At 34.1% G+C, this 24,038-nt stretch carries 23 protein-coding genes; 21 read left to right on the top strand and 2 right to left on the bottom strand.

Annotated elements, in window-relative coordinates:
* Nucleotides 1-61 precede the first annotated feature (61 nt).
* The 6 genes from AC1RO3_RS02925 (at nucleotide 62) to AC1RO3_RS02900 (ending at nucleotide 5,758) form a co-directional block, all read left to right on the top strand.
* Complete coding sequence (locus AC1RO3_RS02925) at nucleotides 62-517, top strand: arginine repressor (protein WP_481761248.1); 456 nt, start codon at nucleotides 62-64, stop codon at nucleotides 515-517.
* Between the two features lie 58 nt (nucleotides 518-575).
* Nucleotides 576-2,252 (top strand): DNA repair protein RecN, encoded by a 1,677-nt coding sequence (recN, locus tag AC1RO3_RS02920; RefSeq protein WP_481761249.1) that lies wholly within the window; start codon nucleotides 576-578, stop codon nucleotides 2,250-2,252.
* A 62-nt stretch (nucleotides 2,253-2,314) separates the two neighbouring features.
* Nucleotides 2,315-3,526, top strand: a complete 1,212-nt coding sequence (locus tag AC1RO3_RS02915) for a betaine/proline/choline family ABC transporter ATP-binding protein (RefSeq protein WP_481761250.1) — start codon at nucleotides 2,315-2,317, stop codon at nucleotides 3,524-3,526.
* Between the two features lie 2 nt (nucleotides 3,527-3,528).
* Complete coding sequence (locus AC1RO3_RS02910; RefSeq protein ID WP_481761251.1) at nucleotides 3,529-4,158, top strand: ABC transporter permease; 630 nt, start codon at nucleotides 3,529-3,531, stop codon at nucleotides 4,156-4,158.
* Between the two features lie 24 nt (nucleotides 4,159-4,182).
* Nucleotides 4,183-5,103, top strand: a complete 921-nt coding sequence (locus AC1RO3_RS02905) for an osmoprotectant ABC transporter substrate-binding protein (RefSeq protein ID WP_481761403.1) — start codon at nucleotides 4,183-4,185, stop codon at nucleotides 5,101-5,103.
* Between the two features lies 1 nt (nucleotide 5,104).
* Nucleotides 5,105-5,758 (top strand): ABC transporter permease, encoded by a 654-nt coding sequence (locus AC1RO3_RS02900; protein WP_481761252.1) that lies wholly within the window; start codon nucleotides 5,105-5,107, stop codon nucleotides 5,756-5,758.
* 41 nt (nucleotides 5,759-5,799) lie between these two features.
* On the opposite strand, the gene AC1RO3_RS02895 is transcribed toward AC1RO3_RS02900, so the two are convergent.
* Nucleotides 5,800-6,132, bottom strand: a complete 333-nt coding sequence (locus AC1RO3_RS02895) for a hypothetical protein (protein WP_409022619.1) — start codon at nucleotides 6,130-6,132, stop codon at nucleotides 5,800-5,802.
* Nucleotides 6,133-6,312: 180 nt separating this feature from the next.
* On the opposite strand from AC1RO3_RS02895, the gene gmk reads away from it, so the two are divergent.
* The 11 genes from gmk to AC1RO3_RS02840 all read left to right on the top strand — a co-directional run bounded on the left by gmk (nucleotide 6,313) and on the right by AC1RO3_RS02840 (nucleotide 18,293).
* The gene (gene gmk, locus AC1RO3_RS02890; RefSeq protein WP_481761253.1) at nucleotides 6,313-6,933 is read left to right on the top strand and encodes a guanylate kinase; all 621 of its coding nucleotides are present in this window, start codon (nucleotides 6,313-6,315) and stop codon (nucleotides 6,931-6,933) included.
* On the top strand, nucleotides 6,930-7,145 hold the full coding sequence (rpoZ, locus tag AC1RO3_RS02885; protein WP_409022617.1) for a DNA-directed RNA polymerase subunit omega: 216 nt from the start codon (nucleotides 6,930-6,932) through the stop codon (nucleotides 7,143-7,145). The genes gmk and rpoZ overlap by 4 nt, the downstream gene beginning before the upstream one ends.
* Before the next feature lie 113 nt (nucleotides 7,146-7,258).
* Nucleotides 7,259-8,461: a bifunctional phosphopantothenoylcysteine decarboxylase/phosphopantothenate--cysteine ligase CoaBC gene (gene coaBC, locus AC1RO3_RS02880; protein ID WP_481761254.1), complete on the top strand. Its 1,203-nt coding sequence runs from the start codon at nucleotides 7,259-7,261 to the stop codon at nucleotides 8,459-8,461.
* Nucleotides 8,462-8,491: 30 nt separating this feature from the next.
* The gene (gene priA, locus AC1RO3_RS02875; RefSeq protein WP_481761255.1) at nucleotides 8,492-10,912 is read left to right on the top strand and encodes a primosomal protein N'; all 2,421 of its coding nucleotides are present in this window, start codon (nucleotides 8,492-8,494) and stop codon (nucleotides 10,910-10,912) included.
* Nucleotides 10,913-10,926: 14 nt separating this feature from the next.
* On the top strand, nucleotides 10,927-11,874 hold the full coding sequence (fmt, locus tag AC1RO3_RS02870) for a methionyl-tRNA formyltransferase (protein ID WP_481761256.1): 948 nt from the start codon (nucleotides 10,927-10,929) through the stop codon (nucleotides 11,872-11,874).
* Entirely contained in the window at nucleotides 11,871-13,223 is a 1,353-nt protein-coding gene (gene rsmB, locus AC1RO3_RS02865) for a 16S rRNA (cytosine(967)-C(5))-methyltransferase RsmB (protein WP_481761257.1), read from the top strand. The genes fmt and rsmB overlap by 4 nt, the downstream gene beginning before the upstream one ends.
* A 15-nt stretch (nucleotides 13,224-13,238) precedes the next feature.
* Nucleotides 13,239-13,979, top strand: coding sequence for a Stp1/IreP family PP2C-type Ser/Thr phosphatase (locus AC1RO3_RS02860; protein ID WP_481761258.1), 741 nt, complete (start codon nucleotides 13,239-13,241; stop codon nucleotides 13,977-13,979).
* The gene (gene pknB, locus AC1RO3_RS02855; protein ID WP_481761259.1) at nucleotides 13,979-15,991 is read left to right on the top strand and encodes a Stk1 family PASTA domain-containing Ser/Thr kinase; all 2,013 of its coding nucleotides are present in this window, start codon (nucleotides 13,979-13,981) and stop codon (nucleotides 15,989-15,991) included. Before AC1RO3_RS02860 ends, pknB begins: the two co-directional genes overlap by 1 nt.
* A gap of 103 nt (nucleotides 15,992-16,094) precedes the next feature.
* Nucleotides 16,095-16,982, top strand: a complete 888-nt coding sequence (gene rsgA / locus AC1RO3_RS02850) for a ribosome small subunit-dependent GTPase A (protein ID WP_481761260.1) — start codon at nucleotides 16,095-16,097, stop codon at nucleotides 16,980-16,982.
* 10 nt (nucleotides 16,983-16,992) lie between these two features.
* Nucleotides 16,993-17,643 carry a ribulose-phosphate 3-epimerase gene (gene rpe / locus AC1RO3_RS02845; RefSeq protein ID WP_409022609.1) on the top strand — a complete coding sequence of 217 codons (651 nt, stop codon included), beginning with the start codon at nucleotides 16,993-16,995 and terminating at the stop codon, nucleotides 17,641-17,643.
* Nucleotides 17,640-18,293, top strand: a complete 654-nt coding sequence (locus tag AC1RO3_RS02840; protein WP_481761261.1) for a thiamine diphosphokinase — start codon at nucleotides 17,640-17,642, stop codon at nucleotides 18,291-18,293. Before rpe ends, AC1RO3_RS02840 begins: the two co-directional genes overlap by 4 nt.
* A 47-nt stretch (nucleotides 18,294-18,340) precedes the next feature.
* Here the strand turns inward: AC1RO3_RS02840 and rpmB are convergent, their stop codons facing one another.
* Complete coding sequence (rpmB, locus tag AC1RO3_RS02835) at nucleotides 18,341-18,526, bottom strand: 50S ribosomal protein L28 (protein ID WP_057973454.1); 186 nt, start codon at nucleotides 18,524-18,526, stop codon at nucleotides 18,341-18,343.
* Nucleotides 18,527-18,765: 239 nt separating this feature from the next.
* Between rpmB and AC1RO3_RS02830 the strand changes: the two genes are divergently transcribed.
* From AC1RO3_RS02830 to plsX, 4 genes are all read left to right on the top strand, one after another.
* The gene (locus AC1RO3_RS02830) at nucleotides 18,766-19,128 is read left to right on the top strand and encodes an Asp23/Gls24 family envelope stress response protein (protein WP_057973455.1); all 363 of its coding nucleotides are present in this window, start codon (nucleotides 18,766-18,768) and stop codon (nucleotides 19,126-19,128) included.
* 39 nt (nucleotides 19,129-19,167) lie between these two features.
* The gene (locus AC1RO3_RS02825; protein WP_481761262.1) at nucleotides 19,168-20,850 is read left to right on the top strand and encodes a DAK2 domain-containing protein; all 1,683 of its coding nucleotides are present in this window, start codon (nucleotides 19,168-19,170) and stop codon (nucleotides 20,848-20,850) included.
* A 72-nt stretch (nucleotides 20,851-20,922) separates the two neighbouring features.
* Nucleotides 20,923-22,959 carry an ATP-dependent DNA helicase RecG gene (recG, locus tag AC1RO3_RS02820; RefSeq protein ID WP_481761404.1) on the top strand — a complete coding sequence of 679 codons (2,037 nt, stop codon included), beginning with the start codon at nucleotides 20,923-20,925 and terminating at the stop codon, nucleotides 22,957-22,959.
* Nucleotides 22,960-22,980: 21 nt separating this feature from the next.
* A complete protein-coding gene (gene plsX, locus AC1RO3_RS02815) occupies nucleotides 22,981-23,994 on the top strand; it encodes a phosphate acyltransferase PlsX (protein WP_481761263.1) in 1,014 nt (337 codons plus the stop codon).
* Nucleotides 23,995-24,038: the final 44 nt, after the last annotated feature.

The raw sequence follows: 24,038 nt of genomic DNA, 5'->3' as shown, positions 1-24,038 counted from the left end.
ATTGAAATTACGTTATACTAACTCTATGGGTGGTAGAGGTTATCGGGTGAGGGGGACTTTAATGAAAAAGCAAGAACGGCAACGTTATGTTCGTGAATTATTGAAGAACAATAATATTGATAAGCAGGAAGATTTTGTGAGTTTGCTTAAAAAACAAGGGATTACAGTCACACAAGCAACTATTTCTAGAGATATTAAAGAAATGCAATTAATTAAAGTGCCATCTGCTGATGGAACTTACAGTTATAATTTACCTGTTCAAAAAAAATTGAATACAGAAAAAAAATTAACTAAAACGTTAAAAGATGCTTTTATATCAACTGATGTTCAAAATGAAATGTGTCTCGTTAAGGTGACGCCAGGAAGTGGTCCAGCAATCGTATCTTTAATTGAACAAATGAATTATTCATTTGTTTTTGGTACTTTAGGCGGAGATGGATCAGCTCTAATTATCTGTCACTCGAACAAAGATGCGTTAAAGTTAAGTAAAATTTTAAATGAGATTGTAACTGAATAGATAGAAATAAAATCTGTGACATTTGTTTCAGATTTTTTCTATTAAAGGGGTGAAAAAAATGTTACAAGAATTGACAATAAAAGATTTTGCCATTATTGATTCTTTGAATATCGATTTCATGGCTAATATGACAGTTTTAACAGGTGAAACTGGTGCGGGTAAATCCATTATCATTGATGCTTTGGGCCTCTTATCAGGTGGTAGAGGGTCCCAAGAATTTATTAGAAAAGATGCAAAAAAAATGGTGCTACAAGGACTCTTTATGCCAACTGAAAACTCAAATACGTTAACGAAGTTGGACCAATTAGGTATTGGCCATGATGATAACTCTGTGATTTTACAACGTGAAATACATAGATCTGGTAAAAATATTTGTCGCATAAACGGTATGTTGGTTAACACGAGTACACTAAAATCAATTGGTGAAACGTTAGTTGATATTCATGGCCAAAATGAACATCAAGAATTAATGCAACAGGATAAGCATTTGGGCATGTTAGATGAATATATTAAAAATGATATTCAAACACTGAAGCATAGTTATCAAGAAGCATTTGAATACTATCAAAACCTAAATAAGTTACAAATAAAAAGACAAACAAATCAAAACGAATGGGCACAACGATTAGATATGTTACATTTTCAAAAAGATGAAATTGAAAGTGCAGATTTAATTGAAAATGAAGAAGACATATTAAGCGCTGAAAAAGAACGTCTAGAAAATTTTCAAACTATTAATCAGTCACTGGATGCAAGTTACCAAGCGTTATCGGGTGATGATGAAAATACAGTTGACCATGTTGGTGTTGCAATGTCTAACATGCTAAAAATTGATAATTTAGATAGTGAATATAAAGACTTAGCAGAACGGTTGTCGTCAGCCTATTATATGCTGCAGGATGCATCTAGTGACCTATTGCGTCAGTTAGACTCCCTGGAATGGGATGAGCAACGATTAAATGAGATTGAAAATAGGCTTGAATTAATTGTACAATTAAAACACAAATATGGTGATTCTGTTGAAAAAATATTAGCTTATTTGAGTCTTATATCTGAAGAATTAATTGAAATGGAAGCAACTGAAGGTAATGCAGATGATTTAGATAATCAAGTTAATTTAGCTAGAAAAGAAGCCCATAAATTGGCTGATAAATTAACTAATGTTCGAAAAAAAGCAGCCATCATTCTACAAAAAGAAGTGCATAAACAGTTAAGTGAGTTGTATATGGACAAAGCCGTTTTTGAAGTTAAATTTGATTCACTCAATCAGTTAAATAGTACCGGACAAGATAAAGTTGAATTTTATATTCAAACAAATGTTGGGGAAACAATGGGGCCATTAGCTAAGATTGCTTCTGGTGGTGAACTTTCTCGAATGATGTTAGCGTTAAAGACAATTTTTTCTAGGACGCAAGGTGTCACAAGTATTATATTTGATGAAGTTGATACAGGAGTTAGTGGACGTGTTGCCCAGGCAATTGCTGAAAAAATTAATCAAATTGCCCAACAATCACAAGTTCTATGTATCACACATTTGCCACAGGTTGCTGCAATTAGCGAGCACCATTACTTTATAGCTAAAGAAGTGATTTGTGAACGTACAGAAACATCTATTAAATTGTTATCTAAGGAAGATCGTATTCAAGAAATTGCTCGAATGCTTGCCGGTTCTGAGATTACACCTTTAACTGTTAAACATGCTGAAGAATTACTAAATACGGCACAAAAAAAATAATTAAAACCAAGGTACTACTATGAATAGATGATTGGTTAGTTATAAAAAAGGAGAGTACTAATATGCTTAAGTTTGATAAAATATCAAAAATTTATAAAGGTAATAAAGCTGTAGATAATTTTAATTTGGAAGTTCAAGATGGTGAATTCATTTGTTTCATCGGAACATCTGGTTCAGGTAAAACAACTACTATGAGAATGATTAACCGTATGTTGACACAAACAGAAGGTACAATCACTATTGATGGTAAAGATATAGCCAAAATGGATCCCGTTAAATTACGTCGTAAAATCGGATATGTTATTCAAAATATTGGTTTAATGCCACATATGACTATTCGTGAAAATATTACATTAGTACCAAAATTATTAAAATGGCCTGAAGAAAAAAGAGATGAACGCGCTAAAGAAATGATTAAATTAGTTGAACTACCAGAATCATATTTAGACCGTTACCCATCTGAACTTTCTGGTGGGCAACAACAAAGAATCGGAGTTGTCAGAGCTTTAGCTGCTGATCAAGATATTATCTTGATGGATGAACCTTTTGGTGCGCTTGATCCTATTACTAGAGAAGCTTTACAAGATTTAGTTAAAGATTTACAAGAACGTTTAGGTAAGACATTCGTTTTTGTTACTCATGATATGGATGAAGCTTTAAAATTAGCAACACGAATTGTTGTTATGTCTGAAGGAAAGATTGTTCAAGCAGATACACCCGATAATATTTTGAAAAATCCAGCAAATAAATTTGTTGAAAACTTGATTGGTCAAGATAGACTTATCCAAGCTCGTCCAAGTATTACAACTGTTGGTCAAGTTATGTTAGCTAACCCAGTTTCAATTACACCAGGTAAGTCATTAGTAACAGCTATTCGTTTAATGCATGATCGTCGAGTTGATACGTTGTTAGTTACTGATGATGCTGGTATTTTAAAGGGTTATATTGATATTGAAAGCTTAGATTATAGTTTCAATACATCAAGTAGTGTCAGCGATATTATGAACAAAGATATTTTCTATGTTAAAGAAGATTCATTAGTTCGTGATACTGTTGAACGTATTTTAAAACGTGGATTTAAAAATGTACCTGTTATTAATAAAGATGGTATATTAGTCGGAATTGTAACCCGCGCTACCCTAGTTGATATTGTTTATGATGCACTTTGGGGTGATGAAAATAGTGCTTCTCATGAAGAAGTAACTAAAATAATGACGTCAGACTCAGGTACAGATACCGATGAAACTAGCCCAAGTTCAACGAAGGAGGGTTAATAATGACTTCATTTTTACAAGAATATGGGGCAATGATTGTCTCAAAATTATGGGAACATATTGAAATTTCAGGAATGGCATTATTTTTTGGAGTAGCAATAGCTGTTCCTTTAGGAATTTTACTAACAAGATTACCTAAGACAGCCAATATTGTAATTGCAATTGCTAGTATGTTGCAAACAATTCCTGCTTTAGCTTTACTAGCCATGATGATTCCTTTATTTGGGATTGGTAAGTTACCAGCTGTTGTAGCATTATTTATCTATTCGTTGTTACCAATATTAAGAAATACGTATATTGGTATTAAAGAAGTGGATCCAGTGTTAAAAGACGCTGCTAAAGGGATGGGTATGACTAATTTGCAGTCGATTCTGCAAGTTGAATTAGTTATGGCATCTCAGGTTATTATGTCTGGAATTCGTTTAGCTGCAACTTATGTAATTGCTTGGGCAACATTAGCTTCATATATTGGTGCTGGTGGCTTAGGGGATATGATTTTTAATGGATTAAATTTGTATCAACCAAAATTAATTTTAGGCGGTACAATTCCAGTTATCTTATTAGCCTTACTAGTTGATTTTATACTTGGACAGGTTGAAAAAAAGGTAGCACCAAAAACAACAAGAAATTAAGGAGGCTTTAACATGAAAATTACGATGAAAAAAATACTTGTTAGCTTAAGCCTTCTGTTTGCCGGTGTGAGTCTATCAAGTTGTGGGTTTCCTGGTTTAACAGGTGGCTCTGAATCGACAATTAAAATTGTCGCACAATCAACGACGGAATCTCAAATTATTGGATCAATGCTACAACAATTGATTGAACATGAATCAGATAATCAAGTAGAACTGATAAATAATTTAGGTTCTGGTACATTAAGTTTTAATGCACTCAAAAACGGTGATGCAGATATATCATCTGCTAGATATACAGGAACTGACTTAAGTGCGGTATTAAATAAACCAGTAGAAAAAGATACCGTTAAAGCTAATAAAATAGTTAAAGATGGATTCGAAAATAGATTCCAAATGAAATGGTTTGATAGTTTAGGTTTTGCTGATACTTATGCATTTATGGTTACAAAAGAGACAGCTAAAAAGTACAATTTAAACACAGTATCTGATTTAAGAAAAATTGAATCTAAATTAACAGTCGGTGTTGATGCCAACTGGATTAGCCGTGTAGGTGATGGTTACGATGGTTTCCAAAAAGAATATAATATTAAATTTGGTAACATTTATCCTATGCAGATTGGATTAGTCTATAGCGCTTTGGCAAAGGGTAAAATGGATGTTGTTCTTGGATATTCAACTGATGGCCGAATTAAGAGTTATGATCTGAAAATTTTGAAGGATGATCGTCACTTCTTCCCACCATATTCAGCAAGCCTTGTTGCAAATGATTCTATCTTGAAGGAACATCCTGAATTAACACCGCTTATTGATCGACTTAAAAACAAAATTAATTTATCAACAATGCAATCATTAAATTACAAAGTTGATAATGATTTTTACGAACCAGCAGTAGTTGCAAAACAATTCTTAGAAGAACATCATTACTTCGAAAAGGCGGGTGATTAATATGAATACTTTTGATCAATTGATGTCTTATTTTAGTAATAATGGGTTATATGTTTTACAAGAATTTACAAGACATTTTTTAATTTCAATATATGGTGTGATAATTGCTGCAATTATTGGGATTCCAATCGGAATTTTTATCTCAAAACATCATAGATTGAGCGATGTAGCAATAGGTGCTGCTAATGTTATTCAAACTGTACCATCATTAGCAATGTTATCTATTATTATGTTGGGACTAGGTTTAGGTGTTAATACAGTTATTGTAACTGTTGCACTTTACTCACTATTACCTATTTTAAAAAATACGTATTCAGGGATGATTAATGTTGATCCTGGCGTTCTTGATTCTGGTAAAGGGATGGGAATGACGAGACTTCAAATCCTTTATATGATTGAGTTACCGTTATCATTATCAGTTATCATGGCCGGAATTAGAAATGCATTAGTTGTTGCAATTGGTATTACAGCAATTGGTTCATTTATTGGTGCAGGTGGACTTGGAGATATTATTATCCGAGGAACAAATGCAACTGATGGAGCAGCTATTATTTTAGCTGGTGCATTGCCAACAGCTCTAATGGCCGTTATTGCTGATGCAATTTTGGCACTTATTCAAAGAAAATTTGATCCAACAACAATTAAACGTAAATAAAAAAATGGTCATTTTCTAGTTGTTATAGAAAGTGACCATTTTTATATTGAATCGATTAAAGCGATATAACGGAGTTGATTATCAGTAAGAAGGTAAGTGATATTCGTATATTGCGTTTTAAATATTAATTGATTAGAACCAGAACGTCGGTGTAAGGTACCACGAAGTTCTTGGAATTCTTTTTGAAATCCAGTTGGATTTAATTGTAAAATAATTGTTTTTTTCATTTTTAAAACTTTTTCTGTAAAGAGTGCTAATTGAAATTGAGGCATTTGTGGTCTTAAAATAAAGTCATCTAAATCAAAAATTTTATGATATGAATATTGTAGTGTTGAGCCAATAGTTTGAATTGTTGTTTGTTGTTTATTTTGCATAATAAAGTTCCTCCCCGAACGTTTGTTTGTATTTTCATTATACGAACAAACGTTCGGTAAAGCAAGTGTTAATTTATAATATATTTAAAAGATGACAACAGCGCATAAAAAGCTTGAATAATAGCCGTAAAAAGTGCATACTATTTATTAATACTTATCTTAGAGGAGTTTACAAATTTAATGGCTAATCGTGGAATGTTGATCGTACTATCTGGTCCATCAGGGGTCGGTAAAGGAACCGTAAGAAAAGCAATTTTTGACCAAGCTGACAATAAGTTTCTTTATTCAATTTCAATGACCACTCGTAAAATGCGAGAAGGCGAAGTTGATGGTGTTGACTATCATTTTGTATCAAAAGAAGAATTTGAGAATGAAATTTCAACGGGCGGTATGTTAGAATACGCCAAGTATGTTGACAATTACTATGGAACACCGTTAAAATATGTAAATAAGATGCTTGACGCTGGTCAAGATGTCTTTCTTGAAATTGAAGTACAAGGTGCTATGCAAGTTCGAGAAAAAATTTCTGATGGTTTATTTATTTTCTTAACGCCACCTGATTTGATGGAATTAAGACAAAGAATTACAGGACGTGGAACGGATGATTCTGCAACTATTGATAAACGAATGACAAAAGCCATTGGTGAGATTGATATGATGCAGAATTACGATTACGCGGTTGTTAATGATGAAATAAATGATGCTGTTGAAAAAATTCAAACGATTATTAAAGCTGAACGTTGGCGTGTAAAACGATTTTTACCTGACTATAGAAAACAATTAGGAGATGTATTTAAATGATTTTATATCCTTCAGTAGATGACTTATTGAAACAAGTAGATTCAAGATACTCATTAATTATGTTAGCAAGTAAACGTGCCCATGAATTAGATGCTGGCGCTCTACCAATGCTTTCTAATTACAAATCAAAAAAGAATGTTGGACGTGCTTTGGAAGAAGTTGTTACTGGTGATTTAATTATTGATCCAGTTGAAAAAGAAGATATTCGTTAATCTGATTAAATGAAAAGGAGTTAAGACAAGCTAATTGTCCTAACTCCTATTTTATTTCTTAGAAAATTGATACAATAGAGAATAGAATAAATTCGGTATGGGGGCGACATGAAATGACACTTGAAAATAAAAAAATCGGTCTTGTTGTAACAGGTGGTATTGCAGCGTATAAAAGTTTGGGATTAGTCCGAGCACTAATTAAACAAGGTGCTAGCGTTCGAGTTGCGATGACCAAAGCTGCAACTGAATTTGTAACACCCTTGAGTTTTGAAACGTTGAGTAAAAATAGGGTGTTAACTGATTTATTTTCAGGAAAAGAGTCTGAGCATGTTGCACATATTGAATTTGCAGACTGGGCAGAATTAATGGTTATTGCACCAGCGACAGCAAACATTATCGCAAAAATGGCCAATGGTATCGCAGATGATTTTGTTTCAACCACTTTATTAGCAACTGAGGCACAAAAAATTGTTGTGCCCGCAATGAATGAACATATGCTAATGAATTCTGCTACACAACGTAATCTTAAATTTTTAGGACGAAATAACATTCAGATTATTGAACCAGAAATAGGCTTTTTAGCAGAAGGTTATTCAGGTAAGGGACGTTTTCCCGAATTAAATGTGATAATGTCAGTTATTCAAACTTCCTTTGAGGATAGTGACAAACCATTAGAAGGTAAAAATGTCTTAGTGACAGCTGGTGGTACACGAGAACGAATCGATCCAGTTCGTTTTATCGCTAATGATTCTTCTGGTAAAATGGGTTTCGCAATTGCGATTGAAGCGCAAAAGTTAGGTGCTAATGTCACCTTAATTAGCGGAATAAGCCAGTTGCCAGACCCAATTGGCGTGACAACAATTAGAGTTACAACTGCGTTAGAGTTATCTGAAGCTATCAATAAGCGATTTGATGACCAAAATATTTTGATAATGGCAGCAGCTGTTTCAGATTATCGTGTACAAAATGTTGCAGATCAGAAAATAAAAAAAGCTGAATCTACTTTAACGTTAATATTAGAAAAAAATCCAGATATTTTAAAACATTTGGGCCAAATTAAGCAAAATCAGTATTTAGTCGGATTTGCTGCGGAAACCCAAAACGGACTAGAAAATGCACAAGAAAAATTAGAAAAGAAAAATTTAGATTTATTGGTTTTAAATGATGTCTCAAATTCTGCCATTGGATTTAATAGCAATGATAATGAGGTAACACTGCTTAGACCAAACAGAAAAAATGATTTCATAAAGCAAACAAGTAAAAAGCAAATTGCTAAGGAATTATTAGCTACTATTATAAGCGATGTAGTAAAATAAGCAGTTAATTAAATGAAAGGAGGTTTCAGTATGTCACAATATGCAAAAATTATCGTTGATGTTCCTACGATGCAAACGGACCAGCCATATACGTATTCAATCCCAGCAGTATTAACAAATCAGATTGAGATTGGCATGCGGGTTATTGTACCATTTGGGAATGGTAAACGATTGGTTCAAGGATTTGTAATTGATCTTTTTGATAAGAATGAGTTCGATGGTCATGTAAAAGATATTCAATCAGTCGTTGATTTAAGACCTGTTGTGAATACTGAATTATTAGACTTATCTGAGTGGATAGCTAATGAAACCTTTTCCTTCCGTATAACTGCCTTACAAATGGTTTTACCGAGTGTCATGCGTGCAACCTATAAAAAGCGAGTTCGTTTAATTGACGAAATTGATGAAGATTTACAAGATAAATTATTTCAAGGTCAAGATTCTATTGAATTTGATCCAGAACATATGGATGCTCAAATAATTAAAGAATTATTACAACTTACCAAGGCTGAAAAGGCTGAGATGATTTATGAAGTTGGCAATAAAGCTAAAGTTAAAATGCAAATATCAATCCAACCAAAACTTGGATTCGAAGCATATGAAAATATTCGAAGTGGTTTACGTAAAAATGCTAAACAACAGCACTTATTGATTGACTATCTACAATCACTCACTGAAGATAGCTTGATTCCTCAGAAACAAGTTGTTGAGGAAATAGGCGTGACACCTGCAACAATTACAGCTGGAGCAAAAAATGGTTGGCTTGAAAAAGTTGAGACTGAGGTATATCGGGACCCATATAAAGACACAATTATTGAGCCAACCAATATGCAAGAATTAACCTCAGATCAAGAGGTTGCGGTGCTAGCTGTCGATGAGGCTATTAAAAGTGGAACTAATACAACATTTTTACTTCAAGGTGTGACGGGGAGTGGGAAAACAGAAGTTTATTTGCAGACAATCGCAAAAGCGCTAGAACTTAGAAAAACAGCTTTGATGCTTGTACCAGAAATAGCTTTGACACCCCAAATGGTTAAGCGAGTTAAATCACGATTTGGTAATCTAGTTGCGGTCCTGCATAGCGGTTTGTCTGACGGTGAGCGTTATGATGAATGGCGCCGGATTGAGCGTAAAGAAGCGCAAGTAGTTGTCGGTGCACGTTCAGCCGTTTTTGCACCATTAGATAATATTGGCGTTATTATTGTTGATGAAGAGCATGAATCGAGCTATAAACAAGATGAAACACCAAGGTATCATGCAAGGGATGTTGTTCTTTGGAGAAGTAAAAGACATCAGTGTCCTGTCATATTGGGTAGTGCAACACCATCCCTCGAATCTCGTGCTAGAGCTCAAAAAGGCGTGTATGAGTGGTTACAATTACCTCAACGTATAAATGGTCATCCCATGCCAGAAGTTACGCTAATTGATATGAGAGAAGAAATGAAAAAGACTGGTGAGAGTAATTTTTCTGAGCCACTTAGACATGAAATTACTAAGCGCCTTGAGAAAAATGAACAGACTGTTTTAATGTTAAATCGTCGTGGGTTTTCATCTTTCGTAATGTGCCGAGATTGTGGATTCGTGCTACCTTGTCCTAACTGTGATACTTCTTTAACATTGCATATGGATACTCATACAATGAAATGTCATTATTGTGGACATGAAGAAGGTATTCCTAAAACTTGTCCTAACTGTCATAGTCGAAAAATTAGATATTATGGTACAGGTACGCAAAAAGTTGAAGAAGAACTTAAAACGTTATATCCAGAGGCTAAAATTTTACGAATGGACGTTGATACGACACGTAAAAAAGGCGCACACGAAAAAATCCTAGCTAAATTTGGCGCAAAAGAAGCTGATATTTTATTGGGTACACAAATGATTGCGAAAGGGTTAGACTTTCCTGATGTGACGTTAGTTGGCGTTCTTAATGCAGATACAGCACTTAGTTTGCCTGATTTTAGATCAAGTGAAAGAACGTTCCAATTATTAACCCAAGTGAGCGGTCGAGCTGGTCGAGCTGAAAAAGAAGGACATGTTATTATCCAAACTTTTAATCCAGATCACTACGCGATTCAATATGCGAAGCATCATGACTATGAATCATTTTATAAAAAAGAAATGTCAGTTCGACATATGGAAAATTATCCACCATATTATTATACAATTCAGCTCACTGCTAGTTATACGGATGAGGCTGGAGCAGCGAAAAAAATGTTAGAAGCAGTTCAATTTTTAAAACCAGTGTTATCAAAGAATGCGATTATTCTTGGACCAACACCAAAATCAATTATGCGTGTTAATAATCGTTTTTATTATCAAGTGGTTATTAAGTATAAATCAGAAGGTCAATTAAAAGAACGACTAAGAGAGTTAATGACTAAATCTCAAGCCGAAGTTCGAAAAGGTTTAAAATTAACGATTGATTCTGAACCAGTAAACTTTATTTAAATTAAGGAGATATTATGACGTCAATTGTATTTATGGGAACACCAGAATTTTCAGCTCCAATTTTAGAAAGTTTAATTGAAAACGGCTATGACGTGAAAGCTGTTATGACACAACCAGATCGAATGGTTGGGCGAAAACGTATTTTAACGCAATCACCAGTAAAACAAGTTGCAGTAAAACATGGTATTGAGGTATTACAACCAGAAAAATTAAGTGGCAGCGATGAAATGGCCAAAGTAATTGCAATGGCACCCGATTTTTTGGTAACTGCAGCATTTGGACAATTTTTACCAACAAAATTATTAGAATCTGCTAAAATTGGTGCAATAAACGTCCATGGTTCACTATTACCTAAATATCGTGGTGGCGCACCAATTCAATATGCTATTATGAATGGTGAACAAGAAACAGGTATTACCATTATTTATATGGTTAAAAAAATGGATGCTGGAAATATTATTAGCCGTCGTGCAATTAAAATTGAAAATAATGATGATACTGGTTCAATGTTTGAAAAATTAAGTTTATTAGGTAAGGAACTATTACTTGAAACATTACCAAAACTAATTGATGGTACAAGTGAATCAACACCACAAAATGAAGATAAAGTAACCTTTTCACCTACCATTAAACCAGAAGAAGAAGCCCTTGATTTTTCAAAAACGGCTAATGAAATAGACTGGAAAATTCGTAGCTTAAGACCGGTACCTGGTGCATATACGATTTTAAAGGGTAAGAGAACTAAAATATGGGATATAACTGTACTAGATAAAAAAACTATTTTATCTGCTGGAAAAGTAGTTGAAGTAGCTAAAAAATCACTTGAAATTGCTTGTGGTGATGGGACCGTATTAGCTATTAATTCGCTTCAACCAGATGGTAAATCAAAACAAACCATTGTCGACTACCTAAACGGTAGTGGGCAAGGAATAAAAGAAGGACAACAGGTGATTGATGTATGACAACTGATTTAAAAACGACACCCCGATTCTTAGCAGTTGATCTTTTAACAAGAGTTGCTAAACAAGGGACGTATTCAAATATTGCGTTGAACCAAGTGATTAAGAATAATCATATGGAAGTTCGGGATGCTCATTTATTAACACAACTAGTTTACGGTGTTATCCAAAGACGTCTCACTTTAGAATATTGGTTGGCACCATTTGTTAAAAATCCTAGCAAAATGGATAATTGGGTTCAAGAATTACTATTGAGTGCCATTTATCAGATGCATTATCTTGATAAAATTCCAACTCGCGCAATTTTTAATGAATCAATTGAAATTGCAAAACGAAAAGGCCATGCAGGTACGCGTAAATTTGTTACTGGTGTTTTACATGCAATTGAGCGTGAAGGTATCCGTCCTGTTTCTGAAATTAAAGATGATATTGAACGTTTGAGTATTGAAAGTAGTACACCAGTTTGGTTGGTAAACGAATTAATTAAACAAGTAGGCTTAGAAAAAGCGACACATTTGTTGGCTTCAATCAATGAAGCACCTGATCAATCTGTTAGAGTAAATACAGCTAAAGCAACTGTCGAAGAAGTCATTGAAAAAATGGAAAATGAAGGCTTTGAGGTGAAACGTAGTCAAGTTTCACCAGTTGGGTTATTAGTGACTAATGGATTTGCTCCTGATAGTGGCGTTTATCACGATGGGTTAATTACGATTCAAGATGAAAGTGCAATGTTAGTTGCTGACGCAATGAATATTCAACCAGGTGATAAAGTTTTAGATGCATGTGCCGCACCAGGTGGAAAAACAACCCATATTGCATCATTCCTAGATGAAACTTTATTTGGTGAAGTTGTAGGGTTAGATATTCATGCACACAAAGTTAAATTAATCGGTGATAATGCTAAACGTTTAGGTTTATCTAGTGTTGTTGAGGAGATGGTATTAGATGCACGTTTAATTTCAGAAGAATTTGATAATGAATATTTTGATTCAATTCTTGTTGATGCACCTTGTTCTGGAATTGGATTATTACGTCGTAAACCAGAAATTAAATATGAAAAAACATTAGCTGATTCAAATAATTTACAAAAAATTCAATTAGCTATTTTAGACAAAGTGGCACCAACTTTGAAAAAAGGTGGTCGCTTAACTTATAGTACATGTACTATTTTAGATATTGAAAATAAGGATGTTGTTAACCAGTTTGTTGAAACTCATCCTGAATTTAAAGTGATTGAAACGCCAACTGCTTTGGCATTAAAAGAAAATAGAGACGATAAAGAATTAACTATTTATCCGGATGATTATCATTCAGATGGATTTTTCATTACATGTTTAGAAAAACAACTTTAGACTCGAGGTGTAAGAATGAAAGTTGCCTATCAAACAGATGTAGGTAGTGTCAGAGAAAATAATGAAGATTACGTCGGTGTCTTTCACAATAAAAGTGGTATTTCTTTTGTGATGGTTGCAGATGGTATCGGTGGTCATTTGGGCGGAGATGTTGCTTCAGAAATGGCCGTTTCACACATGGGATTTCGATTTGAAGGAACTAATTTTAGCCAGCCCAGTGATGCAATTAAATGGATAACCAAAGAAGTAGAGATGGAAAATAAACAAATTATTGAAAAGTCTAATCAATATGAAGATCTTTCAGGTATGGGCACAACAATGGTATGTGCCATATTCTTTGAAGAAAAATATATTGTTGCCAATATTGGTGATAGCCGAGGATACTTATTACGTGACAAAGAACTTTATCAATTAACTGAAGATCATTCAGTAGTGAATGAATTAATTAAGCGTGGCGAACTAACCGTAGAAGATGCTAAAAATTATCCGCAAAAGAATATGATTACAAGAAGTTTAGGTATCTCGTCAGATGCTGATGCTGATATTGCGGTTAATGATTCTGAGTCGGGTGATTTATTATTATTATGCACAGATGGCTTAACTAATATGGTCTCTGATGATGAAATCAAGACGGTCTTAAAAAATACTACAACTGTTGAAGAAAAAGGCTCGGAATTAATTAGATTGGCCAATAAGGCAGGCGGATTAGATAACATTACCGCACTCCTGGTTAGCAATGATCGGGGGATAGTGTAATGAAACCTGATACAATTTTTAATGAACGTTATAAAATAATAAATTCATTAGGCGAAGGTGGCATGGCAAATGTCTATCTTGCGACTGATTTAATTTTGGATCGACCAGTAGCTGTTAAAGTATTGCGAGTCGATTTAAGGGATGATCAAGATACTGTTAGACGTTTTAAACGTGAGGCATTGGCAACAACTGAATTGGTTCATCCAAATATTGTGAATGTTTATGATGTCGGTGAAGTAGACGGACTGCAATTTATGGTCATGGAATATGTGCCGGGACATGATTTAAAAACATATATAGCAAAAAGGTTCCCAATTCCATATCAAGTTGTGATTGATATTATGACTCAAATTTTATCAGCTGTAGAAGTAGCACATGATCACAGTATTATTCATCGTGATTTAAAACCACAAAATATTTTAATAGATGCAGATGGTAATGCTAAAATTACAGATTTTGGTATTGCTGTGGCATTGGCTGATCATTCGTTAACACAAACTAATACTTTATTGGGTTCTGTTCATTATCTTTCGCCAGAACAGGCTAGAGGTAGCATGGCAACAAAACAATCTGATATCTATTCGCTTGGTATTATTTTGTATGAAATGTTAACTGGGCGAGTTCCTTTTGAAGGTGAAACAGCTGTTTCAATTGCCCTAAAACATTTTCAAAGTGATGTGCCATCTGTTCGGGAATTTGATCCTAATATTCCGCAGTCTCTTGAAAATGTTGTTTTACAAGCAACAAGTAAAGTACCGCGAGATAGGTTCCAATCTGCTGGAGAAATGTCAATTGCTTTGCGAGAATCTTTGGCTAAAAAAAATGTGGCAAAGTGGCAGCCTGAAGAGGTTATCAGTGGTGAAACTAAAGTATTGCCGGTATTTGATAAGCAGACTGTAGAAACACTTAGTCCGAATCAGGAACCAGATGTAAAAAAAGATACGAAAAAGAAAATGAGTCGTCGTAAAAAATGGACTATCGGCGCAATCATTTTTGCTTTTGTCGCTCTTATTCTGGGTGGTGCGATTCTTGCAATGAGTTCACCAAAAGAAGTTAAGGTCCCTGATTTAAGCGGAATGACAGTTAGTGAAGCAAAATCAAATTTAGCAGACAAAAATTTGAAACTTGGTAAAATTACTCGAACAAATAGTGAAACCGTTGATAGTGGTAATATCATTAATTCAACACCTAAGAAGAATGAAATAATTCGAGAAAAAAATCAGGTTGATGTAATGGTATCAAAGGGAAAAGCTAAGATAACAATCGAGAATTACGTTGGTAGTAATTATGAGGATGTTAAAACAACGTTAGAAAATGATGGCTTTAAAGTTGAAAAAGAAACGGAAGAGTCAGAATCTGTGACTGAAAATGAAATTATGGCGCAAGATGTCACAGCGGGTGATAAGGTAGTTCCGAGTGATACAGTGATTACATTGACAGTTAGTTCAGGTCCTAAAGTGTATACACTTAGAGATTTAACAGGATATACAAGAAAAAGTGTTCAGGATTATACAAGCGAATTAGGTGGTAATCTGACAATTAGCGAGGCCTACTCAGATTCAGTTGACAAAGGTCAAGTTATTAAACAATCACCAGCAGAAGGAAGCTCTTTTTCTAAAGGTGATCGATTATCAGTTGTTATTTCTAAAGGAAAAAAAGTCACAACTGATGAATTTACCAGGACTATATCTGTTCCATTCAAATCAATTGTGTCAGAAAGTTCAAGTTCAGTTGATGAAGAAAAAGATACGGATGAGGACAAAGACTCGTCGTCAGATGATAGTTCCAGCTCTAGTTCAAGTTCTTCAGAATCAAAAGCAGATGAAAATGCTATTGAAATTTATATTGAAGACAAAACACATAACATTGATGATATTTATGAACGGAAAACAATTACAAAAGATACTGATTTTAAATTATCATTTGTTTTAGATTCTGGAAAAGCAGGAAAATATAAAATTTTGCGTGATGGTGAAGTAATTGCGGAAAATGATAATGTAACTAAAAATTAAATAAAAGATGTGGTAAAATTAGATTAGAGGGTAAACTTCTAATCTATTTTTTAATTAATCATATAAAACGGTTACATGAGTCCAGTTAAAGGAGGTTAATTTATTGGTAACAGGTCAGATTAGACAATCATTAAGTGGCTTTTACGACGTTGATGTCGAAGGCGAAACTTATCGAACAAGGGCTCGAGGTAATTTTAGAAATTCTAACCAGGCACCACTAGTTGGCGATTGGGTTGACTTCAAAGCTGAAAATAAAAAAGAAGGCTATATTCTTAATATTCATGATCGAGAAAACAGCTTAATTCGACCACCAGTAGCTAATATTGATGAAGCAATTGTTGTAACGTCATGTGTTGAACCAGCATTTTCAAGCAATCTATTAGATAGACAATTAATTATGCTAGAATCGCATCATGTTAAGCCAGTCTTATACTTTTCAAAGGGCGATTTAATTCCTGAAGAGAAAGTAGTTGAAATAAGCAGTATTATTGAAGCTTATAGTCAAATCTATCCAACATTTTTTCCATTTGGTAAAAATGAAGATGTTGTGGTTAAAGAATTACAAGATACCTTTCCGGGTAAAATTGCAGTCGTAATGGGTCAGACTGGTGCAGGAAAATCAACATTACTAAATAAAATTATGCCAGAGTTGGAGTTGCAGACGGCTGAGATATCAAAAGCCTTACATCGTGGTAAACATACTACTCGTAAGGTAACATTAATGCCTATTGCAGGTGGGCTAATTGCTGATACACCTGGATTTTCTTCTTTTGATTTATTTGATATGTCAAAAGAAGAGTTACCAAAGTTATTTCCAGAATTAAATGAACTATCTGTTGGCTGTAAATTTAGAGGTTGTTTGCATATTAAGGAGCCTAAATGTGCAGTTAAAGCAGCACTTGAACAAGGTAATTTATTACAGAGTCGGTACAAAAATTATTTACAATTTAATCAATTAATTGTTGATCAAAAACCAAACTATAAGAAATGAGATGACCAAAATGAAATTATCACCTTCTATTTTAAGCGCTAATTTTGCAAACTTGGAAAAGGATATTAAAGTTGTTGATCAAGCTGGTGCAGAATATTTACATATTGATATTATGGATGGCCATTTTGTGCCTAATTTAACTTTTGGTGCAAACGTCGTTGAAGCAATTAGACCATTAACAAAAATGGTTTTGGATTGTCATTTGATGGTAGAAAATCCAGAATCTTATATTGAAGAATTTGCTGCGGCAGGTGCTGATATTATTGGGGTTCATGTTGAATCAACTCCCCATATTTTTGGTGTTATTCAACATATTAAAAAATTAGGTGTGAAAGCTGAAGTGGTTATTAACCCAGGAACATCCCTAGAGACAATTAAACAAATTTTGCCACTTGTTGATCAAGTATTAGTGATGACTGTTAACCCTGGATTTGGGGGACAATCATTTATTCCAGAAATGAAACGTAAAATTGACCAATTAGACCGTATCAAACAAGTTCAAAATTATGATTTTGATATTGAAGTTGATGGTGGTGTTAATGATCAAACGATTAAGGAATGTCTTGATAGTGGTGCAACAGTCGCAGTAGCTGGTTCATACATCTACAATAGTGATAATCCAACTGAACAAATTAATAAGTTAAGAGAAGCAACCAAATGAAACTCAATATCTTAGTCGGTGGACCTAAGGAACAGTGGCCTAAGGAATTAGTGGATGGTAACGTTCGTGGACCGTGGATTGGTGTTGACAGAGGTGCATTGCGATTAATAAAACTAGGTATTACACCTGAGCTATCGATTGGTGATTTCGATTCAATGACTGAAAGTGAATTTAATTTAGTATCTAATCATAGTAAAAAAATTAAAATAGCTAATCCTGAAAAAGATGATACAGATACTGAATTTGCTTTGAGAGAAGCCATATCTGAATTTGAGTTTGATTCAGTGACGATTTATGGCGCTACAGGTGGTCGAATTGATCATTTATTGGCTAATTTGTTTTTTATTTTTAGAGAGCCATTTAATACAATGTTTGAAAAAATTTGTTTAGTTGATAAACAAAATTCAATTCGATTCTTTAAATCTGGTAAGTATCAGTTAATAAAAGAAGATGATAAAAAATATCTTGCATTTATTCCACTGTCACCAGTTAAAAAATTGAGTTTAATAGATGAGAAGTATACATTGAATCAAATTAATTTTGTGAACCCGATTTCATTAGCAAGTAATGAATTTATGGGGGATACAGGTGAGTTTAGTTTTGAATCTGGTATTATTATTGTGATTCAAAGTCGTGATGACGAAAAATAGAGCAAAAAAAAAGACTTAGCATAAATGCTGAGTCTTTTTAAATTGAATTAAACACGGGTAACTTTACCTGACTTTAAAGCGCGAGCAGATACATAAACTCTTTTAGGTTTACCATCAACTAAGATGCGAACTTTTTGTAAATTAGGTTTCCAGCTACGGTTTGTTTGGTTCAATGCATGAGAACGTTTCTTACCGAAAGTAGTCTTACGTCCTGTAATAAAATCTTTTGCCATATTCATATCCTCCTCTGCAATTCACTTAAAAAGCAAAGCTATGCTTACTTACCTAAACAAAAATATCATATTTAGCCATATAATGCAATACTTTTCTTTCAAGTAAATTTGCTTGACAGCTTGAAATTCCCGAAGGTAGGGGAATAGAATTTTCTTAGATGCTATTTTTCTTTTATTCTACCATATCCTATGATAAAATACTCTTATTGATTGTGTGAAAATATAAGGAGGCTATTCTTATGGCTGTTAAGATCAAAACGCAATTCGGTACGATTGATATTGATAATGAAGTTATTGCGACAGTTGTCGGCGGTGCCGCAACTGAAATTTTTGGGATTGTCGGAATGGCAAGTAAAAACCAAATTCGTGACAATGTGAATGAAATTTTAAGAAGAGATAATTATTCTAGAGGTGTTGTTGTTCGCCAGGAAGATAATGGTGTTGCTATTGATGTCTACATTATTGTTGGCTATGGCACAAAAATATCTGAAGTTTGTCGTAATGTTCAAGAAAAAGTGAAGTATAATTTAGAAACAATGCTAGGTGTATCTGCTAATTCAGTTAACGTGTTAGTACAAGGCGTTCGCGTACTAGGCGATTAGTAACTAGCTATTTTAGTAGTGACCAAGGAGGAAAAAGAAGTGACTGTTACGAAAATTACGGACCAAGAATTTAGAAAAATGGTCCAAATTAGCTCACAACGATTGGCTAAAAATGCCGAATTTATTAATTCATTGAATGTATTTCCAGTGCCAGATGGTGATACAGGTACAAATATGAACCTTTCGTTCGCAAGTGGGGCAAAGTATGTTCAAGATTCACCTTCTGAACATGTTGGTGAACTATCTTCGATTTTAGCTAAAGGTTTACTGATGGGTGCTCGAGGCAACTCAGGCGTTATTTTATCACAAATTTTTAGAGGCTTTTATAAACGGATCCAAGCTAAAGAGGTTTTAACTGCTACTGATTTGTCAGATGCTTTGACAGGTGGCGTAGAAGTCGCGTATAAAGCCGTTATGAAACCAACTGAAGGAACTATTTTAACAGTTGCAAGAGAAGCCGCTAAGGCTGCAAATAAAGCTGCCTCTGAGAGCGATGATGTTATCGTCGTTATGGAAGCAACTTATGTAGCTGCTAAAAAAGCATTAGCAACAACACCGGATTTATTACCTGTTTTAAAAGAGGTTGGTGTTGTTGATTCAGGTGGTCAAGGATTAACATTTGTTTATGAAGGTTTCTTTGATGCCTTAACTGGTAAGGAAACAATTAGTGAAGAATACAAACCAAATGAAAAAGAAATGGATGAAATGGTTAATGCCAGTCACCATCAGAGTGTTCAAAGTAAATTAAGTACTGAAGATATTAAATTTGGTTATTGTACAGAAATCATGCTTAAATTGGGTGCTGGTCGTTTAGTTGATCGTAAATTTGATTATGATGAATTTAGAAATCATTTAAGTGAAATTGGTGATTCTCTTCTTGTTGTGGCCGATGATGAAGTTGTTAAAGTTCACGTACATACAGAAAATCCTGGTGAAGTGATGACTTATGGTCAACATTATGGTTCATTAATCAAAGTTAAGGTTGATAATATGCGTCAACAACATGAGACAATTTTGGAAAATGATGAAGAAGAGACTGAAGAAACAAGTGAAACTGCAGTACCTAGCGAAATTGCAGTTATTTCAATTTCATCTGGTTCTGGTGTTGCGACACTTTTCAAAAGTTTAGGCGTTTCTTATATTTTAAGTGGTGGTCAAACAATGAATCCAAGTACGGAAGATATTGTTAAGGCAATTGAAGCAACTAAAGCTAAAAATGTGATTATTTTACCTAATAATAAAAATATTTTCTTAGCTGCTGAACAAGCTGTTGAAGTTTCAACAGTTCCAACAGTTGTTGTACCAAGTCGTACAATCGCTCAAGGAATGACAGCAATGCTTGGTTTTAATATTGATAGTACATTAGAAGAAAACAAAGATGCTATGATTGAAAACTTGGATACAGTAACTTCTGGTCAAGTAACAATTGCAGTTAGAGATACAACAATTGAAGGTATTGAGATTAAAAAAGATAATTATATGGGTATTATTGATGGTAGCATCAAAGTAACCGATAATGATCGTAAAAAAGTTGCAATTGAAATGACTAAAGAAATGTTGGATGAAGACAGCGAAATTATCACAATTATTGTGGGTGAAGACGGTTCTGAGGACGAAGCTAAAGAAATCGAAGAAGCCATTTATGAAATTGATGAAGATTTAGAAGTCGAAATTCACGAAGGAGACCAACCGGTCTATCCATACCTAATTTCAGTTGAATAAATAGTAAAAAGTAAAGGTGGGATGAGACTATGTTCTCTCCTGCTTTTTATATTCCGTAGAAAGTGAGGTATCATAATGTCATCATTGAATGATTCAGTTAGTGTTTTAACTGGTGTTGGGCCTAAAAAATTGACTGCACTTAATCAATTAGGAATTAATACAATCATAGATTTATTAACATTTTATCCGTATCGTTATGACGATTTAAAAGCAAAAAAATTATCTGAAATTACTGATCAAGAAAAAGTAACTCTAAAAGGAATTGTCTCTTCTGAACCAGTTTTAATTCGGTTTGGTCAGAAAAGAAATCTGTTAAACGTTAGATTACTAATTGATAGTGATAATATAACCGTTAGTTTTTTTAATCAGCCTTTTTTGCAAAAACAATTTGAGATTGGTAAAGAAGTAGCTGTGTATGGTAAATGGGATGATAAAAGAAAAAGTTTATCTGGGATGAAGTTATTGACGAAGCAAAATGATGATAGGTTATCAGCGATATATCGTTCTTCCAAAGATATTCATCAATCGGCAATTCGACAGTTAATTACACAAGCATTTGAGCAATATGCGAATCAAATTGATTCAATATTACCAAATGACCTGATTAAAAAGTATCGTTTAATTGATTGTAAGACGATGTTACATGATATTCACTTTCCACAGGATGAAAAAGATTTTCATGATGCCAAACGGACGGCTATTTTTGAAGAGTTCTTTTTATTTCAATTGAAATTACAGTATATTAAAAGAAATGATACTAAAAATGATGGTATTAAAATTAACTATCAAAATAATGAATTGAAAAAATTCATTCAGACGTTACCATTTGAATTAACGGCAGCTCAAAAAAGAGTCGTTAATGAAATTTGTTCAGACATGAAACAACCAATCCATATGAATCGATTACTTCAAGGTGATGTTGGATCAGGTAAAACAATTGTTGCAGCAATTGTGATGTACGCGGCTATTACGGCGGGCTATCAAGCCGTTTTAATGGCGCCAACAGAAATATTAGCTGAACAACATGCCAATAACATGGCTACCTTATTCGCAGATTTCCCAGTTAATGTTGCACTTTTAACTGGGTCAATGAAAGTTAAAGCTAGACGTGAACTATTAGCACATCTTGAATCAGGTGAGGTTAATTTAATTATTGGAACACATGCGATTATTCAACCTGATGTGTCATTCAGTCGCGTTGGATTAGTTATTACTGATGAGCAACACCGATTTGGTGTGAATCAACGTCGCATTTTAAGAGAGAAGGGGGCTGAACCGGACGTTTTAGCAATGACGGCCACGCCAATCCCTAGGACGCTAGCAATCACTGCTTATGGCGAAATGGATGTTTCTACGATTAATGAACTACCTGCAGGACGCCAACCTATTTCGACATCTTGGTTAAAGAGTTCTCAAGTAGGTAAAGGAATCGATCTCATTAAAGAACAGTTGATTCAAGGCTCACAAGCTTATATTATTACACCACTAATTGATGAATCTGAAACACTAGATTTAAAAAATGCATTAGCTTTATACGAAAATATGAAAGAAATATTTGAGCCAAAATATAAAGTTGGATTACTGCATGGCAAAATGAAGAATGATGAAAAGGATCAGATTATGGCCGATTTTAAGGCCAATAAATATCAAATATTGGTTTCAACAACGGTTATCGAAGTCGGCGTTGATGTACCTAATGCTACTGTGATGATGATTCATAATGCTGAACGGTTTGGGTTAGCGCAATTACATCAATTACGAGGTCGGGTTGGCCGTGGTAAGAAAGCATCTTATTGTATTTTAATTGCTGATCCTAAAAATGATTTTGGAAGACAGCGCATGCAAATTATGACAGAGACAACAGACGGTTTCGTCATTTCGCAAAAAGATTTAGAGTTGCGAGGTGCTGGCGATGTATTAGGCCGTAAGCAATCTGGAATACCTGATTTTAAAATCGGTGATCCCATAGGTGATATCAATGCATTACAAGTGGCCCAACAAGAAGCGCACGAAATAGTTTTTAGAGATGACTTTGAAAGTAATCCTGAATTTAAACCACTAAACGATTATTTAAAAAACCATCAAAATACAGATTTAAAATTCGATTAAATAAGTTAGGAGAATATAATTATGAAGTTAGCAGTTGATGCAATGGGCGGCGATTTTGCACCGCAATCAATCGTCGAGGGCGTTGAACGTGCTAGAGACGAAGATAGCACCATTCAATTTACGTTGTACGGAGATGAAAAAAGAATTCGTGAATTCTTAAAAGATGATAAAAATATCACAATTGTTCACACGGATGAGGAAATTGATGGGAATGATGAACCAGTTAAGGCAATTCGTTCAAAGAAAAAAGCATCAATGGTCTTAGCAGCTCAATCTGTTAAAGATGGTGAGAATGATGCCGTATTTTCATGCGGTAATACAGGGGCACTACTTGCTGCTGGTTTGTTTATAATTGGCCGTATTAAGGGTATTCCACGACCTGGTTTATTAGCAACATTGCCAGTTATTTCTAGTGATAATACTGTAAATTTATTAGATGCTGGAGCCAATGCGGATAGTAAACCTGAACACTTGCATCAATATGCTGTCTTAGGTAACTATTACGCTAAAAATGTTCGCCATATTAGTAATCCTAAAATTGGTTTATTAAATAATGGGACAGAACCACATAAAGGCAACAAAGTGACGCAAGAAGCGTACCAATTATTACAAAACGATACCGAATTAAATTTTGTGGGTAATATTGAATCTAATGATTTGCTTTCTGGTAAAGCTGATATTGTTGTTTCTGACGGATTTACAGGTAATGCTGTTTTAAAATCCGTTGAAGGGACAGCTTTAGGAATGTTTTCATTACTCAGAAGTGCCATTATGAGTGGTGGCTTGCGTGCTAAAATTGGTGCACTTTTACTGAAACCAAGTTTAAAACAATTGAAGAATAAAATGGATTCACCTAAGTATGGCGGTGCGGTTTTACTAGGTATTAAAGCACCAGTTGTAAAATCACATGGATCAAGTAAGGCTGAAGTTGTTTATTACACAATTAACCAAATCAATGATATGGTTAATACAGATGTAGTACCTAATATTGTTAACTATTTTGAAAAGGAAACTAGTGAAAATAAAATTAACTAGACATTTCTCTGAAAAATGGTTAAAATTACGTCATGATTCAAAAG

The sequence above is a fragment of the Dellaglioa sp. CoH-57-MRSF-19 genome (assembly GCF_056781975.1).
The sequence above is the reverse complement of the archived record's forward strand: the minus strand, read 5'-3'. Positions and strand labels throughout refer to the sequence as shown.